20 protein-coding genes and 1 pseudogene are annotated in these 17,796 nt (G+C 74.4%); 5 read left to right on the top strand and 16 right to left on the bottom strand.

What is annotated here, in order from left to right; all coding sequences use genetic code 11:
* Positions 1–797, bottom strand: a 797-nt coding sequence (locus AB0C78_RS04565; RefSeq protein WP_360741598.1) for a TetR/AcrR family transcriptional regulator C-terminal domain-containing protein, incomplete at its 3' end; no start/stop codon positions are given.
* 82 nt (positions 798–879) lie between these two features.
* Here AB0C78_RS04565 and AB0C78_RS04560 point away from each other — a divergent pair.
* On the top strand, positions 880–3,234 hold the full coding sequence (locus AB0C78_RS04560; RefSeq protein WP_360741596.1) for an excinuclease ABC subunit UvrA: 2,355 nt from the start codon (positions 880–882) through the stop codon (positions 3,232–3,234).
* Positions 3,235–3,300: 66 nt separating this feature from the next.
* On the opposite strand, the gene AB0C78_RS04555 is transcribed toward AB0C78_RS04560, so the two are convergent.
* A complete protein-coding gene (locus tag AB0C78_RS04555) occupies positions 3,301–3,723 on the bottom strand; it encodes a VOC family protein (RefSeq protein ID WP_360741594.1) in 423 nt (140 codons plus the stop codon).
* 109 nt (positions 3,724–3,832) lie between these two features.
* Between AB0C78_RS04555 and AB0C78_RS04550 the strand changes: the two are divergent.
* Positions 3,833–4,809, top strand: a pseudogene (locus AB0C78_RS04550) (YafY family protein).
* A 13-nt stretch (positions 4,810–4,822) separates the two neighbouring features.
* Here the strand turns inward: AB0C78_RS04550 and AB0C78_RS04545 are convergent.
* From AB0C78_RS04545 to AB0C78_RS04490, 12 genes are all read right to left on the bottom strand, one after another.
* Positions 4,823–5,323 (bottom strand): MarR family transcriptional regulator, encoded by a 501-nt coding sequence (locus tag AB0C78_RS04545; protein WP_360741592.1) that lies wholly within the window; start codon positions 5,321–5,323, stop codon positions 4,823–4,825.
* Between the two features lie 83 nt (positions 5,324–5,406).
* Complete coding sequence (locus AB0C78_RS04540; protein WP_360741590.1) at positions 5,407–6,252, bottom strand: alpha/beta hydrolase; 846 nt, start codon at positions 6,250–6,252, stop codon at positions 5,407–5,409.
* A gap of 5 nt (positions 6,253–6,257) precedes the next feature.
* The gene (locus tag AB0C78_RS04535) at positions 6,258–7,178 is read right to left on the bottom strand and encodes an alpha/beta hydrolase (RefSeq protein ID WP_360741588.1); all 921 of its coding nucleotides are present in this window, start codon (positions 7,176–7,178) and stop codon (positions 6,258–6,260) included.
* Positions 7,179–7,262: 84 nt separating this feature from the next.
* Entirely contained in the window at positions 7,263–8,117 is an 855-nt protein-coding gene (locus tag AB0C78_RS04530; protein ID WP_360741586.1) for a class I SAM-dependent methyltransferase, read from the bottom strand.
* Between the two features lie 13 nt (positions 8,118–8,130).
* Complete coding sequence (locus AB0C78_RS04525; RefSeq protein WP_360741584.1) at positions 8,131–8,472, bottom strand: VOC family protein; 342 nt, start codon at positions 8,470–8,472, stop codon at positions 8,131–8,133.
* Between the two features lies 1 nt (position 8,473).
* Complete coding sequence (locus tag AB0C78_RS04520) at positions 8,474–8,668, bottom strand: hypothetical protein (RefSeq protein ID WP_360741582.1); 195 nt, start codon at positions 8,666–8,668, stop codon at positions 8,474–8,476.
* 66 nt (positions 8,669–8,734) lie between these two features.
* A complete protein-coding gene (locus AB0C78_RS04515; protein WP_360741580.1) occupies positions 8,735–9,538 on the bottom strand; it encodes an ABC transporter permease in 804 nt (267 codons plus the stop codon).
* Positions 9,535–10,527, bottom strand: a complete 993-nt coding sequence (locus AB0C78_RS04510) for an ATP-binding cassette domain-containing protein (RefSeq protein ID WP_360741578.1) — start codon at positions 10,525–10,527, stop codon at positions 9,535–9,537. The genes AB0C78_RS04515 and AB0C78_RS04510 overlap by 4 nt, the downstream gene beginning before the upstream one ends.
* A 27-nt stretch (positions 10,528–10,554) precedes the next feature.
* Entirely contained in the window at positions 10,555–11,400 is an 846-nt protein-coding gene (locus tag AB0C78_RS04505) for a DUF4097 family beta strand repeat-containing protein (RefSeq protein ID WP_360741576.1), read from the bottom strand.
* A gap of 79 nt (positions 11,401–11,479) precedes the next feature.
* A complete protein-coding gene (locus AB0C78_RS04500; protein ID WP_360741574.1) occupies positions 11,480–12,010 on the bottom strand; it encodes a toxin-antitoxin system HicB family antitoxin in 531 nt (176 codons plus the stop codon).
* Positions 12,011–12,102: 92 nt separating this feature from the next.
* The gene (locus AB0C78_RS04495; protein WP_360741572.1) at positions 12,103–12,966 is read right to left on the bottom strand and encodes a hypothetical protein; all 864 of its coding nucleotides are present in this window, start codon (positions 12,964–12,966) and stop codon (positions 12,103–12,105) included.
* A 50-nt stretch (positions 12,967–13,016) separates the two neighbouring features.
* Positions 13,017–13,736, bottom strand: coding sequence for a GntR family transcriptional regulator (locus AB0C78_RS04490; RefSeq protein ID WP_360741570.1), 720 nt, complete (start codon positions 13,734–13,736; stop codon positions 13,017–13,019).
* A gap of 153 nt (positions 13,737–13,889) precedes the next feature.
* Between AB0C78_RS04490 and AB0C78_RS04485 the strand changes: the two genes are divergently transcribed.
* Positions 13,890–14,423, top strand: coding sequence for a YbhB/YbcL family Raf kinase inhibitor-like protein (locus AB0C78_RS04485; RefSeq protein WP_360741568.1), 534 nt, complete (start codon positions 13,890–13,892; stop codon positions 14,421–14,423).
* Between the two features lie 51 nt (positions 14,424–14,474).
* On the opposite strand, the gene AB0C78_RS04480 is transcribed toward AB0C78_RS04485, so the two are convergent.
* Entirely contained in the window at positions 14,475–15,608 is a 1,134-nt protein-coding gene (locus AB0C78_RS04480) for an NAD(P)/FAD-dependent oxidoreductase (protein ID WP_360741566.1), read from the bottom strand.
* 106 nt (positions 15,609–15,714) lie between these two features.
* Here AB0C78_RS04480 and AB0C78_RS04475 point away from each other — a divergent pair, with 106 nt between their 5' ends.
* On the top strand, positions 15,715–16,443 hold the full coding sequence (locus AB0C78_RS04475) for a TetR/AcrR family transcriptional regulator C-terminal domain-containing protein (protein ID WP_360741564.1): 729 nt from the start codon (positions 15,715–15,717) through the stop codon (positions 16,441–16,443).
* Between the two features lie 147 nt (positions 16,444–16,590).
* On the opposite strand, the gene AB0C78_RS04470 is transcribed toward AB0C78_RS04475, so the two are convergent.
* Positions 16,591–17,151 carry a TetR/AcrR family transcriptional regulator gene (locus tag AB0C78_RS04470; RefSeq protein WP_360741562.1) on the bottom strand — a complete coding sequence of 187 codons (561 nt, stop codon included), beginning with the start codon at positions 17,149–17,151 and terminating at the stop codon, positions 16,591–16,593.
* Positions 17,152–17,241: 90 nt separating this feature from the next.
* Here AB0C78_RS04470 and AB0C78_RS04465 point away from each other — a divergent pair, with 90 nt between their 5' ends.
* Positions 17,242–17,790 carry a cupin domain-containing protein gene (locus tag AB0C78_RS04465; protein ID WP_360741560.1) on the top strand — a complete coding sequence of 183 codons (549 nt, stop codon included), beginning with the start codon at positions 17,242–17,244 and terminating at the stop codon, positions 17,788–17,790.
* The last annotated feature ends 6 nt before the right edge of the window (positions 17,791–17,796 follow it).

Here is a 17,796-nt window from a genome sequence, read left to right as displayed (position 1 = left end):
TCCGGCCCGGCGCCATCCGGCCCGGCGCCATCCGGCCCGGCGCCATCCGGCCCGGCGCCATCCGGCCCGGCGCCATCCGGCCCGGCGCCATCCGGCCCGGCGCCATCCGGCACGTCGGGGGCGGCCTCGGCGTCCAGCCACGCCACGCGCGGGAACCGCTCGGCGAACCCCGGCGCGACCTCCAGCAGCGCCCCGGCCCGCCCGTGCCACCACTGCGCCTCCGACAGGCCCGTCGCCCGCACCGCCTGCCGCGACTCCGCCACCGTCTGCGCCGCGCCCCGCACCACGCTCGACAACGCCGCCACCGCACGCCGCACCTCCCGCGCGTCCAGCCCGGTCACGGCGAGCACCCCCAGCAGCGCCTCCAGCACCCCGTACTCGTTGGGCCCCAGCACCGGACGCGCCTGCGACACCTGCAGCACCCACGGATGCCGCAGATAGAACGCCCAGCCGTCCTCCGCCCACGCCACCAGCGCCGCCCGCCACCCCGCCGACACCTCGTACGACGCGGGCAGCTCCGCGAGCGCCCGGTCGTACATCAGGTCCACCAGCTCGGCCTTGCCCGGCACGTAGGTGTACAGCGACATCGCCGTCCGGCCGAGCCGCTCGCCGACCGCGCGCATCGACAGCGCCGCCATCCCCTCGGCGTCGGCGACCGCGATCGCCGCGTCCACGATGGCCTCCACGCTCAGCCCGGGCCGCGGTCCCGGCCGCGGCACCGGCGGCGCGGGCTCCGGCCGCCGCCACAGCAGGTCCATCGAGCGGCGCGGGTCGCCCTGCCCCGCGAACACGGTCACCGTACAACTCCGTATGCCGTAAACTGATTCGTTCCACGATCTCTTTACGCCATAAGCTATCAAGCCGATGCGAGGACGACGCATGCCCCTCCCGCCCACCACCGGCACCCCCACCACCCCGGCCGGCACCGACTCCGCCAGCACCGACTCCGACTCCGGCAGCGCCGGACGCGGCGCCGCGGCCGCCGACCGGCACGACGTCATCCAGGTCCGCGGCGCCCGCGAGAACAACCTCGCCGGCGTCGACCTGGACATCCCCAAACGCCGCCTCACCGTCTTCACCGGCGTGTCCGGCTCGGGCAAGTCGTCGCTGGTGTTCGGCACCATCGCCGCCGAGTCACGGCGGCTGATCAACGAGACCTACACCGCGTTCCTGCAGTCGTTCATGGGCAGCCCCGCCCGCCCCGACGTCGACGCGCTGCGCAACCTGTCCGCGGCGATCGTCGTCGACCAGGAGCCGATGGGCGCCAACTCGCGCTCCACCGTCGGCACCGCCACCGACGCGCACGCCATGCTGCGGATCGTCTTCTCCCGCCTCGGCGTGCCGAGTGCCGGGACGTCCTCGGCCTACAGCTTCAACAGCGCCGAGGGCATGTGCCCCGAATGCGAGGGCCTCGGCCGCACCACCGCCATCGACCTCGACCAGCTCCTCGACCGCGACCTGTCGCTCAATGAGGGCGCCGTCACCGTCCCGAACTTCGCCGTCGGATCCTGGTACTGGAAGGTGCTGGCCGGCTCCGGGTTCGTCGACCCCGACGTCAAGCTGCGCGACTACACCCCCGCCCAGTGGGACGACCTCCTGCACAAGCCCGCCACCAAGGTCCCCAACAGCGGCCTCAACACCACCTACGAGGGCCTGCTGGTGAAGGTGCGGCGGCTCTACCTCGGCAAGGACCGCGACTCCCTGCAGCCGCACATCCGCGCGTTCGTCGACCGCGCCGTCACCTTCAGCACCTGCCCCGCCTGCGGCGGCGCCCGCCTCAACCCCGCCGCGCTCGCCTCCCGCGTCGGCGGGCTCACCATCGCCGACTGCGCCGCCATGCAGATCAGCGACCTCGCCGGGTTCGTCGCGAAGATCGACGACGAGTCCGTCGCGCCGCTGGTCGCCACCCTGCGCGAGGCCCTCGACTCGCTGGTGGAGATCGGCCTGGGCTACCTCAGCCTGGACCGCGAGTCCCCCAGCCTGTCGGGCGGCGAGGCGCAGCGGGTGAAGATGGTGCGCCACCTCGGCTCCTCCCTCACCGACGTCACCTACGTCTTCGACGAACCCACCGCCGGCCTGCACCCCCGCGACATCGCCCGGATGAACGACCTGCTGCTGCGGCTGCGCGACAAGGGCAACACCGTCCTGGTCGTCGAGCACAAGCCCGAGACGATCGCGATCGCCGACCATGTCGTCGACCTCGGCCCCGGCGCCGGAACCGCCGGCGGGCACGTCTGCTTCGCCGGCGACGTCGCCGGGCTGCGCGCCTCCGGCACCCTCACCGGACGCCACCTGGACCACCGCGCCCGGCTCCGCGAACACCCCCGCACCCCCACCGGGCACCTGCCGATCCGCGGCGCCGACCTGCACAACCTCAAGGGCGTCGACGTCGACGTCCCGCTCGGCGTGCTCACCGTCGTCACCGGCGTCGCCGGATCCGGCAAGAGCTCCCTGATCCACGGGGTGCTGCCCGGACGCGACGGCGTCGTCGTGGTCGACCAGTCCGCCATCCGCGGGTCCCGGCGCAGCAACCCCGCCACCTACACCGGCCTGCTCGACCACGTCCGCGCCGCGTTCGCCAAGGCCAACGGCGTCAAGGCCGCGCTGTTCAGCGCCAACTCCGAAGGCGCCTGCCCCGCCTGCAAGGGCATCGGCCTGATCTACACCGACCTGGCGATGATGGCGGGCGTCGCCGCCGTCTGCGAGAAATGCGAAGGGCGCCGCTACACCGCCGAGGTCCTCACCCACACCCTGCGCGGCAAGGACATCAGCCAGGTCCTGGCGATGCCCGTCGAGCAGGCCCTCGGCTTCTTCCCCACCGGCCAGGCCCACGCGATCCTGGACCGGCTCGCCGCCGTCGGCCTCGGCTACCTCACCCTCGGCCAGCCCCTCACCACCCTGTCCGGCGGGGAACGCCAGCGCCTCAAACTCGCCGTGCACATGGCCGGCAAGGCCGCCGTCTACGTGCTGGACGAACCCACCACCGGCCTGCACCTGGCCGACGTCGACCAGCTCCTCGGCCTGCTGGACCGCCTCGTCGACGACGGCGAGTCGGTCATCGTGATCGAGCACCACCAGGCCGTCATGGCCCACGCCGACCACATCATCGACCTCGGCCCCGGCGCCGGAGCCGACGGCGGACGCGTGGTGTTCACCGGCACCCCCGCCGACCTGGTCGCCACCGCCGACACCCTCACCGCCCGCCACCTGCGCGCCTACATCGGACGCGACTGACGCGGGCGCGCGGCCCTGCGGCGAGCCGGGCGGAGGCGGTCGCGCCGCCCCGCGCCCGGCCCGCCGTCAGCGGCCCGCCGCCAGCATCCGCAGGTAGTGCGGATTGGTCATCACCCCGAGCACGTTGCCGAACGGGTCGACGACCGACGCGGTCGCGAACCCCGTGCCCTCCCCGCGCGCCGTGACCTTCTCGTGGACGCGCGCGCCCATCGACACCAGCCGCTCCACCGCGCCCTCCAGATCGTCGACGTGCCAGTACGCCACCGCCCCGCCCGGCTCGCCCGCCCCCGCCGCGCCGGGCCGGAACCGCGTGTCGATCAGCCCCAGCTCCTGCTGGTGGTCCCCGATCCGGAACTCCAGGTAGACCGCCCGCCCGTCCGGGCCCGGGACGCGGAAGTACGGGCGCGCCCCGAGCAGCTCGGCGTACCACTCGCCGGCCGCCTCCACGTCGTCCGCGAAGAAGCTGATCGTCGCAAGTCCGCGCAGCATGCCGTTCCTCCGTCCACCAGGAGACCGGACGTCCTCCGGTCCCGACGGCCACGACACTAGGACCGCATTAGGTCAGTGAACGTCCTAATGGGACGGCAGGATGGAACCCATGCGCGACCCCTCCGGACGGCTGCTGCGGCTGCTGTCCCTGCTGCAGACACCCCGCGACTGGACCGGCGCCGAACTCGCCGACCGCCTCGGCGTCACCGGACGCACCGTCCGCCGCGACATCGACCGGCTGCGCACCCTCGGCTACCCCGTCCGCGCCGTGCACGGCAGCACCGGCGGCTACCGGCTCACCGCCGGCACCGCGATGCCACCGCTGCTGCTGGATGACGACGAGGCGACCGCCATCGCGATCGGCCTGCGCACCGCCGGCGCCGTCACCGGCATCGAGGACGCCTCCCAGCGCGCCCTGGCCAAACTCGAGCAGGTCCTGCCGAAACGGCTGCGGCACCGCGTCACCGCCCTCGCGCAGGCAGCCGTCCCGCTCCCGCCCCACGGCGACGCGCCGCCGACCCCGCCGTCCTGGCGCTGCTCGCCGGCGCCTGCGTCGCCGGCGAGAACGTCCGCTTCGCCTACACCGCCGCCGACGGCACCGAGACCCGCCGGCACGCCCAGCCGCACCGCCTCGTCACCGCCGCACGCCGCTGGTACCTGGTCGCCCACGACGAGGACCGCGCGGACTGGCGCACCTTCCGCGCCGACCGCATCACCGGCCCGCAGCGCACCGGCGTCCGCGCCCCGGCCCGGCCCCTGCCCGGCGGCGCCGACGCCACGTCCTGGGCGATGGACACCCTCGCCGGCGGATCCGGGACGATCCGCGCCCGACTGCTGCTGCACGCCCCCGCCGAGGAGGCCGCCCGGCACGTCACCGCCTGGCACGGCGTCCTGGAACCGGTCGACGAGCGCACCTGCCGACTGCACACCCGATCGGACTCCCTGCGGTACCTGGCGCACCGCATCGCCCTCCTGGACGTCGACTACACCCTGCTCGACCCGCCCGAACTGGCCGCCCACCTCACCGCCATCGCCGACCGCGCCGCACGCGCGGCCCGGCCCTTCACCGATCCCCCGCCCCGGTGACGAGGCGCGCGGTTCAGGCGCGGGAGGTGTCGCCGAGCGCCTCCAGCAGCATGCGCAGCCGCCCGGCCAGGTCCTCGCGGTCGGACGGGCCGAGCGAGGCCAGCAGCCGCGCCTCGTTCTCCACGTGCGCGCCGACCGCCTCGTCCACGACCGCCAGGCCGTGCGGGGTGAGCCGGATCAGCACCGACCGCCGGTCCGCGGCGTCGCGGACCCGCTCCACCAGCCCCTTGGCCTCCATCCGGTCGATCCGGTTGGTGATCGCCCCCGAGGTGACCATCGCCGCCTTCAGCAGCGCGCCCGCGGTCAGCTCGTAGGGGGCGCCCGACCGCCGCAGCGTGGCGAGGACGTCGAACTCCCAGTTCTCCAGCCCCCGCGCGGCGAAGAACGCGCGCAGCTCCCGGTGCAGCAGCATCTGCAGGCGGGAGATCCGGCCGATGATCCCCATCGGCCACACGTCCAGGTCGGGCCGCTCCCGCGCCCACTGCGCGAGGATGTCGTCCACCGCGTCCGCCATCGCCGCCTCCTTATCTCAACGTTGAGAATATCAACCGGAGGCAGAGCGCGACGGGAACCCGACACCCGCCCGGGACGCGCCGGTCAGCCGCCCCGGGCGGCCTCGCCGACGAACTCCCGGACGATCGCGGCGAACCGGTCCGGCCTGTCGAGGGGGACGAGAGTGCGGGTGCCGTCCACCTCCACCAGCCGCCCGCGCGGCAGCAGCTCCGCCAGGCGGCGCCCGTGCTCGGGCGGCATCACCCGGTCGCCGCTCGCCCACACCACCAGCGCGGGCCCGCCGAATCCGCGCAGCGCCTCCGCGGCGGCGGGCAGCGGGTTGCCGGCCGCGACCGCGCGCAGCAGCGCGACGGTGTCGCGGCGTACGTCGCGGCGCGTCCGGACCGGCTCGGTCCACCGCGCGGCGGTCGCGTCGCCGCGCGCGGTCAGCCACCCGAACGCGATCGGCAGCCGCCGCACCGCCCGCAGCCGCATCTGCTGCATGAACAGGCCGAACAGCCACGGAGGCAGCCGCCCGGACAGCACCAGCGTCCGGCCGGTGAGCCGCGCGGGCAGGTTGTCGAACGCCTCGCAGGACACCAGCACGGCCCGCGCCGCCCACGCCGCGCCGTCCCGCAGCACCAGCTGGACGAGCGCGCCGCCGGTGTCGCTGCCGACGAGCGTGACCTCTCGCAGGCCGAGCCGGTCGACGAACTCGGCGACCAGCCGCGCGACCCCCTCCAGCGACAGGTCGGCGCCGGGACGCATCGCGCGGCGGTGCGCGCCGAGCGGCAGCGTCGGCGCGACGCACCGGTGGTCGCGCGACAGCTCGGCGACCGCCCCGTCCCACAGCGAGGCGTCCATCATCAGCCCGTGCAGCAGCACCAGCACCGGGCCCTCGCCGGCGTCGGTGTACTCGATCGTCCCGGCTTCCAGCTCGACCGTCGCCATCCCGCTCACCGCGCGGCGCCCGGCGCGACGGGCAGGTGGCGGTTCAGGAACTCCAGCTCGGCCTCGACGACCCGCTCGTGCTGCTCCAGGAACGGCGCGTAGTGCGTGCCGGGGACGCGGACCAGCTCCGCGCGGGGCATCCGGTGCGCGGCGCGGATCGCCGCGGGCGGGTAGGCCGCCGTGTCCTGCTCGCACACCACCACCAGCGCCGGGCACCGCACGCGCGGCGCCGCGCGCCCGGGCTCGTAGAGCGCGAACCGCAGTGCCGACCGGGCGGCGATCTCCTGCCGCCAGCCGCCGTACCGGCCGTCCGGGTCCAGCGCCCGCGCGGTGTCCAGGGAGTCGGGCGTGGACAGCACCCCGACCTGCCCGGGCGGCGCCGCGAGCGGCACCGTCCGGGGCGCGCGGCCCGCCAGCGCGCCGGCGGCGTCGGCGATGCCTATGGCGGCCAGGCGCAGCAGCGCGGCCGGCGTCTGGTGACGCGTGGCGCTGCGCGAGGCCGCCCACCCGCCGACCGCGGGGGTCTGCGCGACCACCGCGGCGAGGCCGGGCTCGCGCGCCGCGACGCGCAGCAGGTGGCCGCCCGACAGCGAGAACCCCCACGCGGCGACCGCGCGGGGGTCCACGCCGGGGAGCGACCGCGCGCGGGCGATCGCGGCCCGCCAGTCCGCCAGCTGCTCCCCCACCCGCGCGACCTGGCGCGGCTGCCCGCCGCTCTCCCCCAGGTGCCGGTAGTCGAAGGCCAGGACGCCGAACCCGGCCCGCGCGAACCGCTCCGCGAACCGGTCGGTGCCCGGCTCCTTGGTGACCCCGAAACCGCCGGCCATGACCACGCAGGAGCCGTTCGCGCTCGGATAGTGCCAGGCGGCGCACCGCGCGCCGCCGCTGTCGAACCGGATCTTCTCGCGCCGCACGGACGTCTGCATGACTGCCTCCGGAGGGACGGATTCGCTCCCCACAAGTGAACCACGTGGTTCGCAAACCCGTCCATCGCCCCCGGGGCAGGGCGCTCAGGTGACCGCGACCAGCAATTCCTCCCCGCTGGAGGTCCGCAGGCCGTCCGTCCGTCCGGCGAAGTAGCGCTCGTTGAGCATCGCCGCCGACACGTGCCGCGCCCGCTCGAACCCGGCCTCCAGGGCCATCGCCGTGATCTCCCGCGGTGCAAAGAAGCTGATGAACGGCGTCCCCGACGAGCGGGCGCCGTCCTCGGCGGCCCGCCGCGCCGGGCGCTCAGGCGCATCGATCAGCTCCAGCGGCGGCTGGAACGTCATGACCAGCGTGGAGCCGGGCGCCAGCGACGACAGCAGCCGCAGCGTCGCCGCGTTCGCCTCCCTGGTCAGGTACATCGACACCCCCGCCGAGGCCACCACCGCCGGCGCGCCCGGGTCGAACCCGGCCGCCACCAGCCGCTCCCACCACGACTCCGCCTCGAAGTCGACCGGGACCAGGCGCAGCCCGTCCGGCACCCCGTACCCGAGCTCGGCCAGCCTGCGGCGCTTCCACTCCTGCGGACCCGGCCGGTCCACCTCGAACACCCGCAGGCGGGCGGCCGCCTCCGGGCGGCGCTGGACGAAGGTGTCCAGCCCGGCGCCCAGGACGACGTACTGCCCGACGCCCCGGGCCGCCTCCTCGGCGACCAGGTCCTCAACGAAACGGGCCCGGGCCACGATCCCCGCCCGGTACAGGGAGGTGCCGTCCGGATCCATGTCCGGCCGCCCGCGCCAGCCGTCACCGGGCGCGACCAGCCGCAGCCCGACCTCGTCCTCGATCACGTGCGGGGGCGGATCCACCTGGACGTGCAGGGCCCGCCACAGCGCGACCCGCACCGCCGTGTGCTCCGGCTCCACCTTCTCCTCGACGCTCACGCGGCTCCCTCGCTCACTTGCCCGGGGCCTGCAGCGTCCACAGCCGCCCGTCGGGGTCCCGGACGGTCATCTCCCGCGTCCCGTAGTGCGTGTCCTCGAACGGCGACACCACCTCCACGCCCGCGCCGGGGCGGAACGCCTCCGCGTCCGGCACCCGCAGCACCATCCGCGCCTGCGGCTCCCGGTCCTCGGGGACCTCGGCGATGAAGACGTAGGGGCCGTCGCCGTTGCGGAACTGCCCGGAGCCGTGATCGGTCTCGAACTCCAGCTCGAACCCCAGCGACCGGAAGAACCCGGCCGCCTTCCCCCAGTTGTGCGTCTCCAGGAACACGGCCTCGAAGCCCTCGGTGCTCATGTCAGTCCTCCTCCTCGCCTTCGCCTGCCCGCCGTCGCCCGCCGCCGTCCTCGTCGAGGTAGGCACGCAGCGCCTCCGCGACCAGCGCCGACAGCGACAGCTCCGCCTCGATGGCGCGATGCTTGACCTGCTTGATCAGCCCGATCGGCAGGTACACGTTGAACTGCTTGACGTCCTCGTCGCCCACGGCGAGCATGCTAGCACTCTAGCTTGCTCGCCGCTCGATCGCGCCTTCTGCAGGCGCCGCGGGGTGCCGGGGCGGTCAGGAGCTGACGGCCTTCTTGTACAGACGGGTCGCCAGCGGGACGAACACCACCAGCAGGACCGCGATCCAGAGCAGCGACGCCGGCACGGCGTGCCGGATGGGCCAGACGTCCGCGGTCTTCAGCGCGGAGCTGGTGTTGCCGAACAGCTCGCGCGCCGCCTGCGTGAAGGTCGACACGGGGTTCCACTCGGCGACGACGCGCAGCGGCGCGGGCAGCCCGGAGCTGTCGAGGAAGGCGTTGGACACGAACACCAGCGGGAACGAGACCATCGTGGCGATGTTGTTGAAGCTCTCCGGCGTCCGCAGGGCCAGCGCCACGGTCGCGGTCACCCACGAGAACGCGTAGGCGAACAGCATCAGCAGCCCGAACCCGAGCGCCGCCTCGGCGGGCGAGGTGTGCACCCGCCAGCCGACGGCCAGCCCCACCGCGGCCATCACCACCAGCCCGGCCAGGTTCATCAGCAGGTCGCTGACCGTCTGCCCGATCAGCACCGCCGACGGCGCCATCGGCAGCGAGCGGAACCGGTCGAAGATGCCCTTCCGCAGGTCCAGCGTGAGGGTGTACCCGGTGATCTGCGCGCTCATGATCACCGCCTGGACGAAGACGCCGGGCAGCAGGAACTCCCGGTACGGCATCCCCGGCACGCGGATGGCGCTGCCGAAGACGTAGGCGAACAGCAGCACCAGCACGACCGGGAGCATGACCACGCCGCCGAGCATGTCCGGCGACCGGCGGATCTTCAGGGCGTTGCGCTTGGCGATGGTCCAGCCGTCGGCGACGGGCATGATGACCGCGTTCATCGAAGGGCCTCCTCGGCCTGCCCGGCCTGCCCGGCCTGCTCGCCGGCGCCGGGCGGCCGGTGCCCGGTCAGCGTGAGATAGACGTCGTCGAGGGTCGGGCGCCGCAGCCCGACGTCCCGCACCCGCACGCCGTCCTCGGCGAGGCGGCCGAGGACGCGGCGCAGCGCCTCGGGGCCGTCGGTGACCGGGACGGTGATCCGCAGGGACTCCGGCGCGGTCCGCATCGCGCCGACGGCGACCCAGGCGAGCGCCTGCCGGGCCGGCTCCAGCTCGTCGGCGCGGGTCACGGTCAGCTCGATGCGGTTGCCGCCGACCCGGTCCTTGAGCTCGTCGGCGGTGCCGCGGGCGAGGGCGCGCCCGTGGTCGACCACCATGACCTGGTCGGCGAGGCGGTCCGCCTCCTCCATGTACTGGGTGGTCAGCAGCAGCGTGCCGCCTCCCGCGACGAGGCCGGAGATGGTGTCCCACAGCGCGGCGCGGGCACGGGGGTCAAGGCCGGTGCTCGGCTCGTCCAGGAACAGCACCGGCGGGTCGGCGACCAGCGCGCCCGCCAGGTCGATGCGGCGGCGCATGCCGCCGGAGTAGCCCTTCACCGGACGGTCCGCGGCGTCGGCCAGGTCGAACCGCTCCAGCAGCTCGCGTGCGCGGGCCTTGCTGCGCTTGGCGCCCAGGTGGTACAGGCGCCCGACCATCTCCAGGTTCTCGGCGCCGGTCAGGTGCTCGTCGACGGCGGCGTACTGCCCGGACAGCCCGATGTGGGCGCGCAGCCGCCGGGCATCCTCGACCACGTCGTATCCGGCGACGGTGGCGCGGCCGGCGTCGGGGCGCACCAGCGTGGTCAGCACCCGCACCGCGGTGGTCTTGCCGGCGCCGTTCGGGCCGAGCAGGGCGAGCACCGTCCCCCGCGGGACCGTGAAGCTCAGCCCGTCCAGGGCCGTCACCCCGCCGTATCTCTTGACCAGCCCTTCGGCGGTGATCGCGTCGCTCATGAGGGGTCTCCTTGCTGGTCTTCGGGGTCAGGACCGGTGGACGTCGATGTCGCCCCAGTTGGTGTGCGCGTGCACCTCCACGACCGCGTCGGCGGTGTCGGGGCCGTCCGCCGCGGTGAGGGTGTTGCGCACGACGCCGTTCTTGGAGTGCAGGTCCAGCCAGGCGGCGGTGCCCTCGGCGATCCCGACGCCGACCTTGCCGTGGCCGGTCTCCAGCCGGACGGTGCCGCTCACCGCCTCGCCGATCCGGATCCGGCCGTGCGCGGTCCTGGCGGTGAGCCCGGCCAGCGTGCGGCCCACGGTGACGTCGCCGGTGCCGGTCTTCACCTGCAGGTCCCCGGCCGCCTCGCCGAGCGTGACCGCACCGGTGGAGGCCTTCACGGTGCCGGTGCCGTCGACGGCACCGATCCGGATCGCGCCGGTCGAGGTGACCGCCTCGACCGGGCCGGTCACCCGGTCCACGGTGATGTCGCCGGTGGAGGTCTTGGCCTCCAGCGGCCCCGTCTCCTCCAGGCGCACGTCCCCGATCGAGGTGCGCAGGACGGTCTCGCCGAGCGTCCCGGTGGCGACGATCTCCGCGGCGACCTTGGCCTCCAGGCGGGATCCGGCGGGCAGGTCGACGGTCACCTCGATCGAGCCGCGCCAGGGCAGCACGTACGCCAGCGCCTTGGGCTTGGGCCCCTTGACCAGCAGCCGCCCGCCGGAGAACTCCACGACCGTCCGCTCGGCGGCCTGCACGCTCGCCTCGGTGGACGGGTCGCTCGGCCGCACCTCCACCACGGTGTCGGCGCGGTCGCTCGCGTTGATCAGGATCCGGCCGCTGTAGACGTCGATGTCGGCGGTGATCGGCTCGGGGGTGTCGAAAGCAGGCATGGCGGAGCCCTCCTCATGGGTCCGGTCCGGCATCCCGGCCTGGCGCCGGGCGATGAGAGAAGAAGCGAGGCCGAGGGCGCTAACGCACCCAGCCGGTGTAGCTGCGCCCGCTCTGGGGCTGCTGCGCCCGGTCGGTGGGCCGGCCGCCCGCGCCGGGCTCGAACGCGGCGGAGACGGCGCGGACCAGCCAGGCGTTGACCGAGATCCCCTGCCGGCCCGCCGCCTCCTCCACCCGCAGCTTGAGGTGCTCGGGCAGGCGCAGCGTCATCCGCGCCGTACCGCCCTCCTCCCCGGACGCCGGGACGGCCTCCGGGGCAGGTGCCGCCGCCGGAGCCGGCGCGCCGGCGGGGCTCTCCGGCGACGGCCCCGGCGGCGGGGTCACCACGAACGCCGGATCGCCCCCGCGCAGCCGCACGTCGACCGAGCCCGGTGCGAGATCGCGGGTGATCTCGTCCGCCGCGGCCGACAGCGCCTCCAGGAGCGCGAGCCGCGCGGCCGATTCGAGCGCGCCGGTGAGCCGCTCGGCCAGCGCCCGCGCGTCCGGCCCTCCCGCTTCGGCGGCGACGGCGAGCTGACGGCGCAGGTTCTCGACGTACGGCATCAAGTCCATGCCACAACTATGACGCCATAGTGACGTCAGGTCAAGCCAAAGTGACGTCATATCTCCGGATGCGTGACGCCATTGGTGACATCATCTGCTGCTCAGCCCTTGCCGAAGTGCACTGCGGGGAAGGCGCCCGCCGCGCCGAGAGCCGCGGTGAACCCGCCGGCCAGCTCGGTGAGACGCGCGGTGGCGACCGGACCGAGGTGGTCGTAGGGGGCGGCGTCGAGGCGGTCGGTGAGCATCTCCGCCTCCGACCGCAGGGCCGCGCCGGACTCGGTGAGGTCTCCCGCCTCGTCCAGCAGCCCGCGCCGGCGCAGCCGGTCCCGGGCGGCGGCCCACTGCTCCGCCGACCACCCGCGCGTCCGCATGAACAGCGCCGACGTCGGCGCCGTGCCGGTCGCGTTGTGCAGGACCAGCGCCTCGATCCCCGAAAGGCCCGCGACCGCCAGGGCGGCCAGGTGACCGTCGCCCCGGTGCTCACGCAGCAGCGTCGCGGCATGCCACAGCGCCAGATGCGGCTCTTCGGGCACGGGCAGGTCGGCGTTCGCGGAGTACAGAGGCCGCGCCTCCCGATGGCCCGCCTCGGCCGCGCGCAGCGCTAGCTCCGCCGCCTCGGCCATCTCCTTGGAGACGAGGGCGTCCCGCCCGAGCAGGCGCCGCAGCGTGCGGTCCGCGCCGCGCAACCGGGCCGCGAGCACCGCCCCCGGAGCGGCGACGTCCCACGCGGCGGGGATGTGGCGCCGGACATGCTCGTGGTTGAAGTTGTAGAACGTCGCGGTGACGGTGCCCGCGTCGGCCGTTCCGAGCGGGGCCGCGCGGCCCGCGTAGTACGCCATCGGCCCGCGTTCGAGCCCGAGCGCCGCGTACTCGTCCTGCGGTTCCGGCGCGAAGTACACGCAGGCGTGCAAGGGGCTGACGGCGGCGTGGCAGCGGCGGCCCGCGCCGCCCTTGAGGGAGGTCATGTCGTGGCTTTCATGTCGATGAACGGGTGGAGGCGTCCGGTCGGCGGGTGTCAGGTTCGCTTCGCGGGCCGGGCGTCGTCGTCCTCGTCGGCGAGCACGGCCGCGGTCAGCGTGAGGTGCAGGGTCAGGACCTCGGCCGCGGCGTCGGCGTCGCGGGCCAGCGCCGTCTCCTCCAGCCGGCGGTGCTCGGCGATGCCGTCCCGGTCGGGGTTGTGGTACGCCGACCAGCGCCGGGCCAGCTCGCTCGCGGTCCACAGCCGGTCGAACGTGTCCATCAGGACGGGGTTGCCGCAGCCGTCCAGCAAGGTGCGGTGGAAGACGCGGTGGGCTTCGGACCACTCCTCGGTGTAGTACTCGCCCTCGTCCGGCAGGTAGGGCGGAGTGCGGGCCAGGCGGTGGTGGGCGGCGCGCACCCGGGCCTCCCAGTCGACGTCGCCGCGCTCGATGGACATGCGCAGCACGACCGGCTCGACGGCCCGGCGGGCCTCGGCGATCTCCTGCCAGCGGCGGTCGGAGAAGGCCGGGACGGCGAAGCCGCGGTTGGGCAGCCGGTCGGCGAGGCCCTCGCCGACCAGCCGCACGAGCGCCTCGCGCACCACGGCCAGGCTCACGCCCTGCCGCTTGGCGAGGTCGTGCGGTTTGAGGGCGTCGCCGGGGGCGTGCTCGCCCCGCATGATCGCGTCCCGGAGGCGCGCGTGGACCTGCTCGGAGAGCATCTGCTTCCCCGATCCGCTCTCCGGCGAGGACGGGGTGTGGGCTGTCTGGGGCATGCCGCCAGCATAGACGACGATCCGACAAATAATCGATTTTCCGTGTTACTGTCGATTTGCGGGGTGAGACCGGGGACCGCCGGCGCCGCACGACGACGCCACGGGCCTCCGTCATCCGCCACCCCGCAGGCACAACCTGAAAGGGAAGATTCGATGAGCGCCAACGACCCCTTCGCCCGCCTCCCCGAGGCGGCCGCCTTCTCCGTGACCAGCAGCACCGTCGGCGACGGCGCGGCCTGGCCGGCGGAGCAACTGGCCTCCGGCGTCCCCGGCGGCCGGGACGTCTCCCCGCACCTGTCGTGGAGCGGCGCGCCGGAAGGCACCCGCAGCTACGCCGTCACCGTCTACGACCCCGACGCCCCCACCGGGTCCGGGTTCTGGCACTGGGCCGTCGCCGACATCCCCGCCACCGTCACCGAACTGCCCGAAGGCGCCGGCGACGACACCGGCTCCGGCCTGCCCGACGGCGCGTTCCAGCTGCCCAACGACGCCCGCGCGGCCCGCTACATCGGCGCCGCCCCGCCGCCCGGGCACGGCCCGCACCGCTACTTCGTCGTGGTGCACGCCCTCGACGTCGACTCCATCGGCGTCCCCGAAGACGCGACCCCGGCCCTGCTCGGCTTCACCATGAGCGGCCACATCCTCGGCCGCGCGGTCCTGACCGCCACCGCCGAGACCGCCGCCTGACCGGCACCGACGGCCCTGGCCCGTGATCGCGGGCCAGGGCCGTCCCGGGCCTCAGGCGACGTGTTCGTTTCCCGTGAACATGTCGATCAGGCCGTGCGGCGCGCTGTCGCCGAACATGAGCCCGTGGAGACGGCCCGCGTCGGCGGCCTCCGCGGCGCTGCGCGGGAAGAGCGCCTGCTCGTACCCGGTGAGCGCCGCCTCGACGTCATCGGGGTGTGCGGCGATGGCCTTTCCGAGCTCGGCACCGTCGTGCATGGCCAGGTTGGCGCCCTCACCGGACGGGACCATGAGGTGGGCGGCGTCGCCGACCAGCGTCGCCCCCGGCACGCGCTCCCACCGGTGATCGTCGGGCAGGGCATAGAGCGGACGCAGGACCGGCGCGGTGTCGCCATCGGTGATCAATGCGGTGAGCTCAGGCGCCCAGCCGTCGAACTCGCGCGCGATCCGCGCGGCGGCCGCGCCGGGATCGGTGAAGTCGATGCCGGCGAACCAGTCCCGAGGCTTGCGGAGCGCCACGTAGGTGTGGAGGGTATCGCCGCTCTCCCGGTGGGCCTGGATCCCCTTCCCCGGCGCGAGCGCGAACATCGCCCCGCCCCCGACCGCCTTGGCGGCGGCGGGGTGCCGGGTGTCGGCGTCGAACAGGTACGTCTCGACGAACGACATACCGCTGTACTCGGGCGCGGCGCCGGACAGCAGCGGCCGGACCCGCGACCACGCCCCGTCCGCGCCGACCAGCAGGCTCGTGACGACGGTGGCGCCGTCGGCGAAGGCCACCTCGTGGCGGCCGTCCCCGAGGGTCCGGACGCCGGAGACCTTGCGGTCCCAGCGGACGGTGCCGGCCGGAAGCGCGTCCAGCAGGAGCTTCCGCAGCTCGCCGCGCTGGACCTCGGGCCGGCCGCCGGTGCCGTCGTCGGGTTCGTCGAGCAGGACGGTCCCGTCCGGCGCCAGGGCGCGCGCCGCCTCGCGGCCCTCCAGGACGAGGCCGCGGAACTCCTCGATCAGGCCTGCCGCCCGCAGGGCCGGTTGGCCGTTGTGCTCATGGATGTCGAGCAGCCCGCCCTGCGCGCGCGCCGTCGGGGACGGCTCCGCCTCATAGACCGTGGACGGGATGCCGTGGACGTGCAGGACGCGGGCGAGCGTGAGGCCGCCGAGCCCGGCGCCGATGATCGTGACATGCGTCGTCATGGTGATCTCCTTCGCTTGCGAGGCCGGTGCGGCCCCTCTGGTACGCCGTTCCAATGGAACAACGCTCCATGATGGAACGATGTTCCAGACGTGGCAGGATGGCTGCATGGCAACACGGACACGCCGGTCACAGCGGCGCACGGACGCGCTCTCCCGCGAGCGCATCGTCGAGGCGGCCGTCGAACTGCTCGACACCTCCGGCGAGAGCGGGCTGACGTTCCGGGCCCTGACCGAGCGCCTCGCCACCGGCCCCGGAGCGATCTACTGGCACGTGGCGAACAAGACCGAGCTCCTTGACGCCGTCACCGACGCCGTCGTCGCCGCCGCTCTGGCCGTCCGGCCGTCCGAGTCCCCGGGCTCGCCGCAGGACGAGGTCCGCGCCGTCGCGCTCGGCCTGTTCGAGGCGGCCGAGGAGCACCCCTGGCTCGCCGCGCAGCTCGCCACGCAGCTCTCCCGCAACCCGTCCGGCACGGTGGCACCGCGGATCTTCGAAAGCCTCGGCCGGCAGGTCCGCGCGCTGGGCGTGCCCGAAGGCCACTGGTTCACGGCGACCTCGGCGCTGATGCACTACGTCCTGGGCGCCGCCGGCCAGAACGCCGCGAACACCGGAAGCGCCCGCGCCCTCGGCCCCGGCGCGGACCGCGCCGAGTTCCTCGACGCCGTGTCGACGGCCTGGGAAGGCCTCGACCCCGGCGACTACCCGTTCACCCGGGCCGTCGCCGGCCAAGTGCGCGACCACGACGACCGCGAGCAGTTCCTCGCCGGGATCGACCTCGTCCTCGCCGGCATCACCGCCCTCGCCCCGTCCCGCGAGCAGGCTTCACCCACCGAATGAGCAAGGCCGCCCGCCCTTAGCCGCAAGGCGGTCACCACCGCCCGCACGCTCGCGGGGAACCCCGCGTGGAGCGATGACCTCGACCACGCCGCCGCCAGCCGTCAGGCGTTCACGTGCCGGCTCCTGGCAGGGAGGCGGCGTGCGCCGTCATGACGGCAGGAAGATGGCGGCCGCCTCATCGGCGAGTGCAGCGGAATGCGGGGCGTCCGGATCGGTCTGCGCCAGGTGCGACAGGCCGAGGATGGCCGCGTAGGCGACCCGGGCCCGAGAGGCCGCCCGGTCGGGCGGCAGGCCGAGCTCGCGGTAGGTGCGGACCAGGAGATCCAATCGGGCCTCGTTGACCTGGTGGACCGCGTCCCTGACCCGGGGGTCGCCGCGGTCGCCGAGCAGGCTCAGGTGCACGGACGGCGCCAGCGGCTGGACGGCCCGCACGACCACGGTGAGCAGCTCGCGCAGTCGCCGCGCCGGATCGGCGATCGCGGCGAACTCGGCGAGCCCCTCCTCGCCGTGGCCGCGGGTCCACTCCGCGAGCGCCGCGGTGATCAGTTCGTCCCGGTTCCGGTAGTGCGCGTAGAAACTGCCCTTGGTCACGCCGAGGGTCCGTGCCAGCGGTTCGACCGCGACCGCGGCCAGCCCGCCGTCCGCGATCGCCTTCAGCGCGGCGCGCGCCCAGTCCCGCGCGGACAGCCGGGTCGACTCGTTCACCACGGGGCACAGGATACGCCTGCGTATTGACCCTCCGCGCGACCGAAGATACGGTGGCGTATCAATACGCCACCGTATCCGAGGAGTGATCGTATGGACGGCATGAAGGTGCGCCGCGTGGTCACCGGGCATGACGCCGAGGGCAGGGCCCGCGTGGTCGACGACCGCGAGGTCGCCCCCATCACCTCCGAGCTGATGCCCGGCTGCGCCTTCTTCCCGCTGTGGGGCCGGGACGAGCGCCCCGCGTTCCCCGACGACGGCTCGCCGCGCCCCGCCGAGGCGTGGTACCCGCCGCCCGCCGGATCGCGCTTCATGATCAATACGGTCCCGCCGGGCGAGCCGGCCCCGCCGCCGGATCTGGACACCGCCGCGGCTCTGGAGGAGCTGGAGCGGCGGATGCCGGGCGCGATGGCCGCGAACGAACCCGGCACCCGGGGGATGCACACCACCGACACCCTCGACTACGTCCTGGTCGTCTCGGGCGAGGCCACCCTGGAGCTCGACGACGGCGAGCAGACGGTGCTGAAAGCGGGCGACGTGGTCGTCCAGAACGGCACCCGGCACGCCTGGCACAATCACGGCACCGAGCCCTGCACGATCGTCGGCGTCGCCATCGGCGCGGACCGCACCCGTCCCGTCTAGCCCGGC

Origin of the sequence: Actinomadura sp. NPDC048394 (assembly GCF_040651755.1) — a bacterium.
GTDB classification, from domain to species: domain Bacteria; phylum Actinomycetota; class Actinomycetes; order Streptosporangiales; family Streptosporangiaceae; genus Spirillospora; species Spirillospora montaniterrae.
Note: the sequence above shows the minus strand (reverse complement) of the source record. Positions and strands in the feature narration are given on the sequence as shown.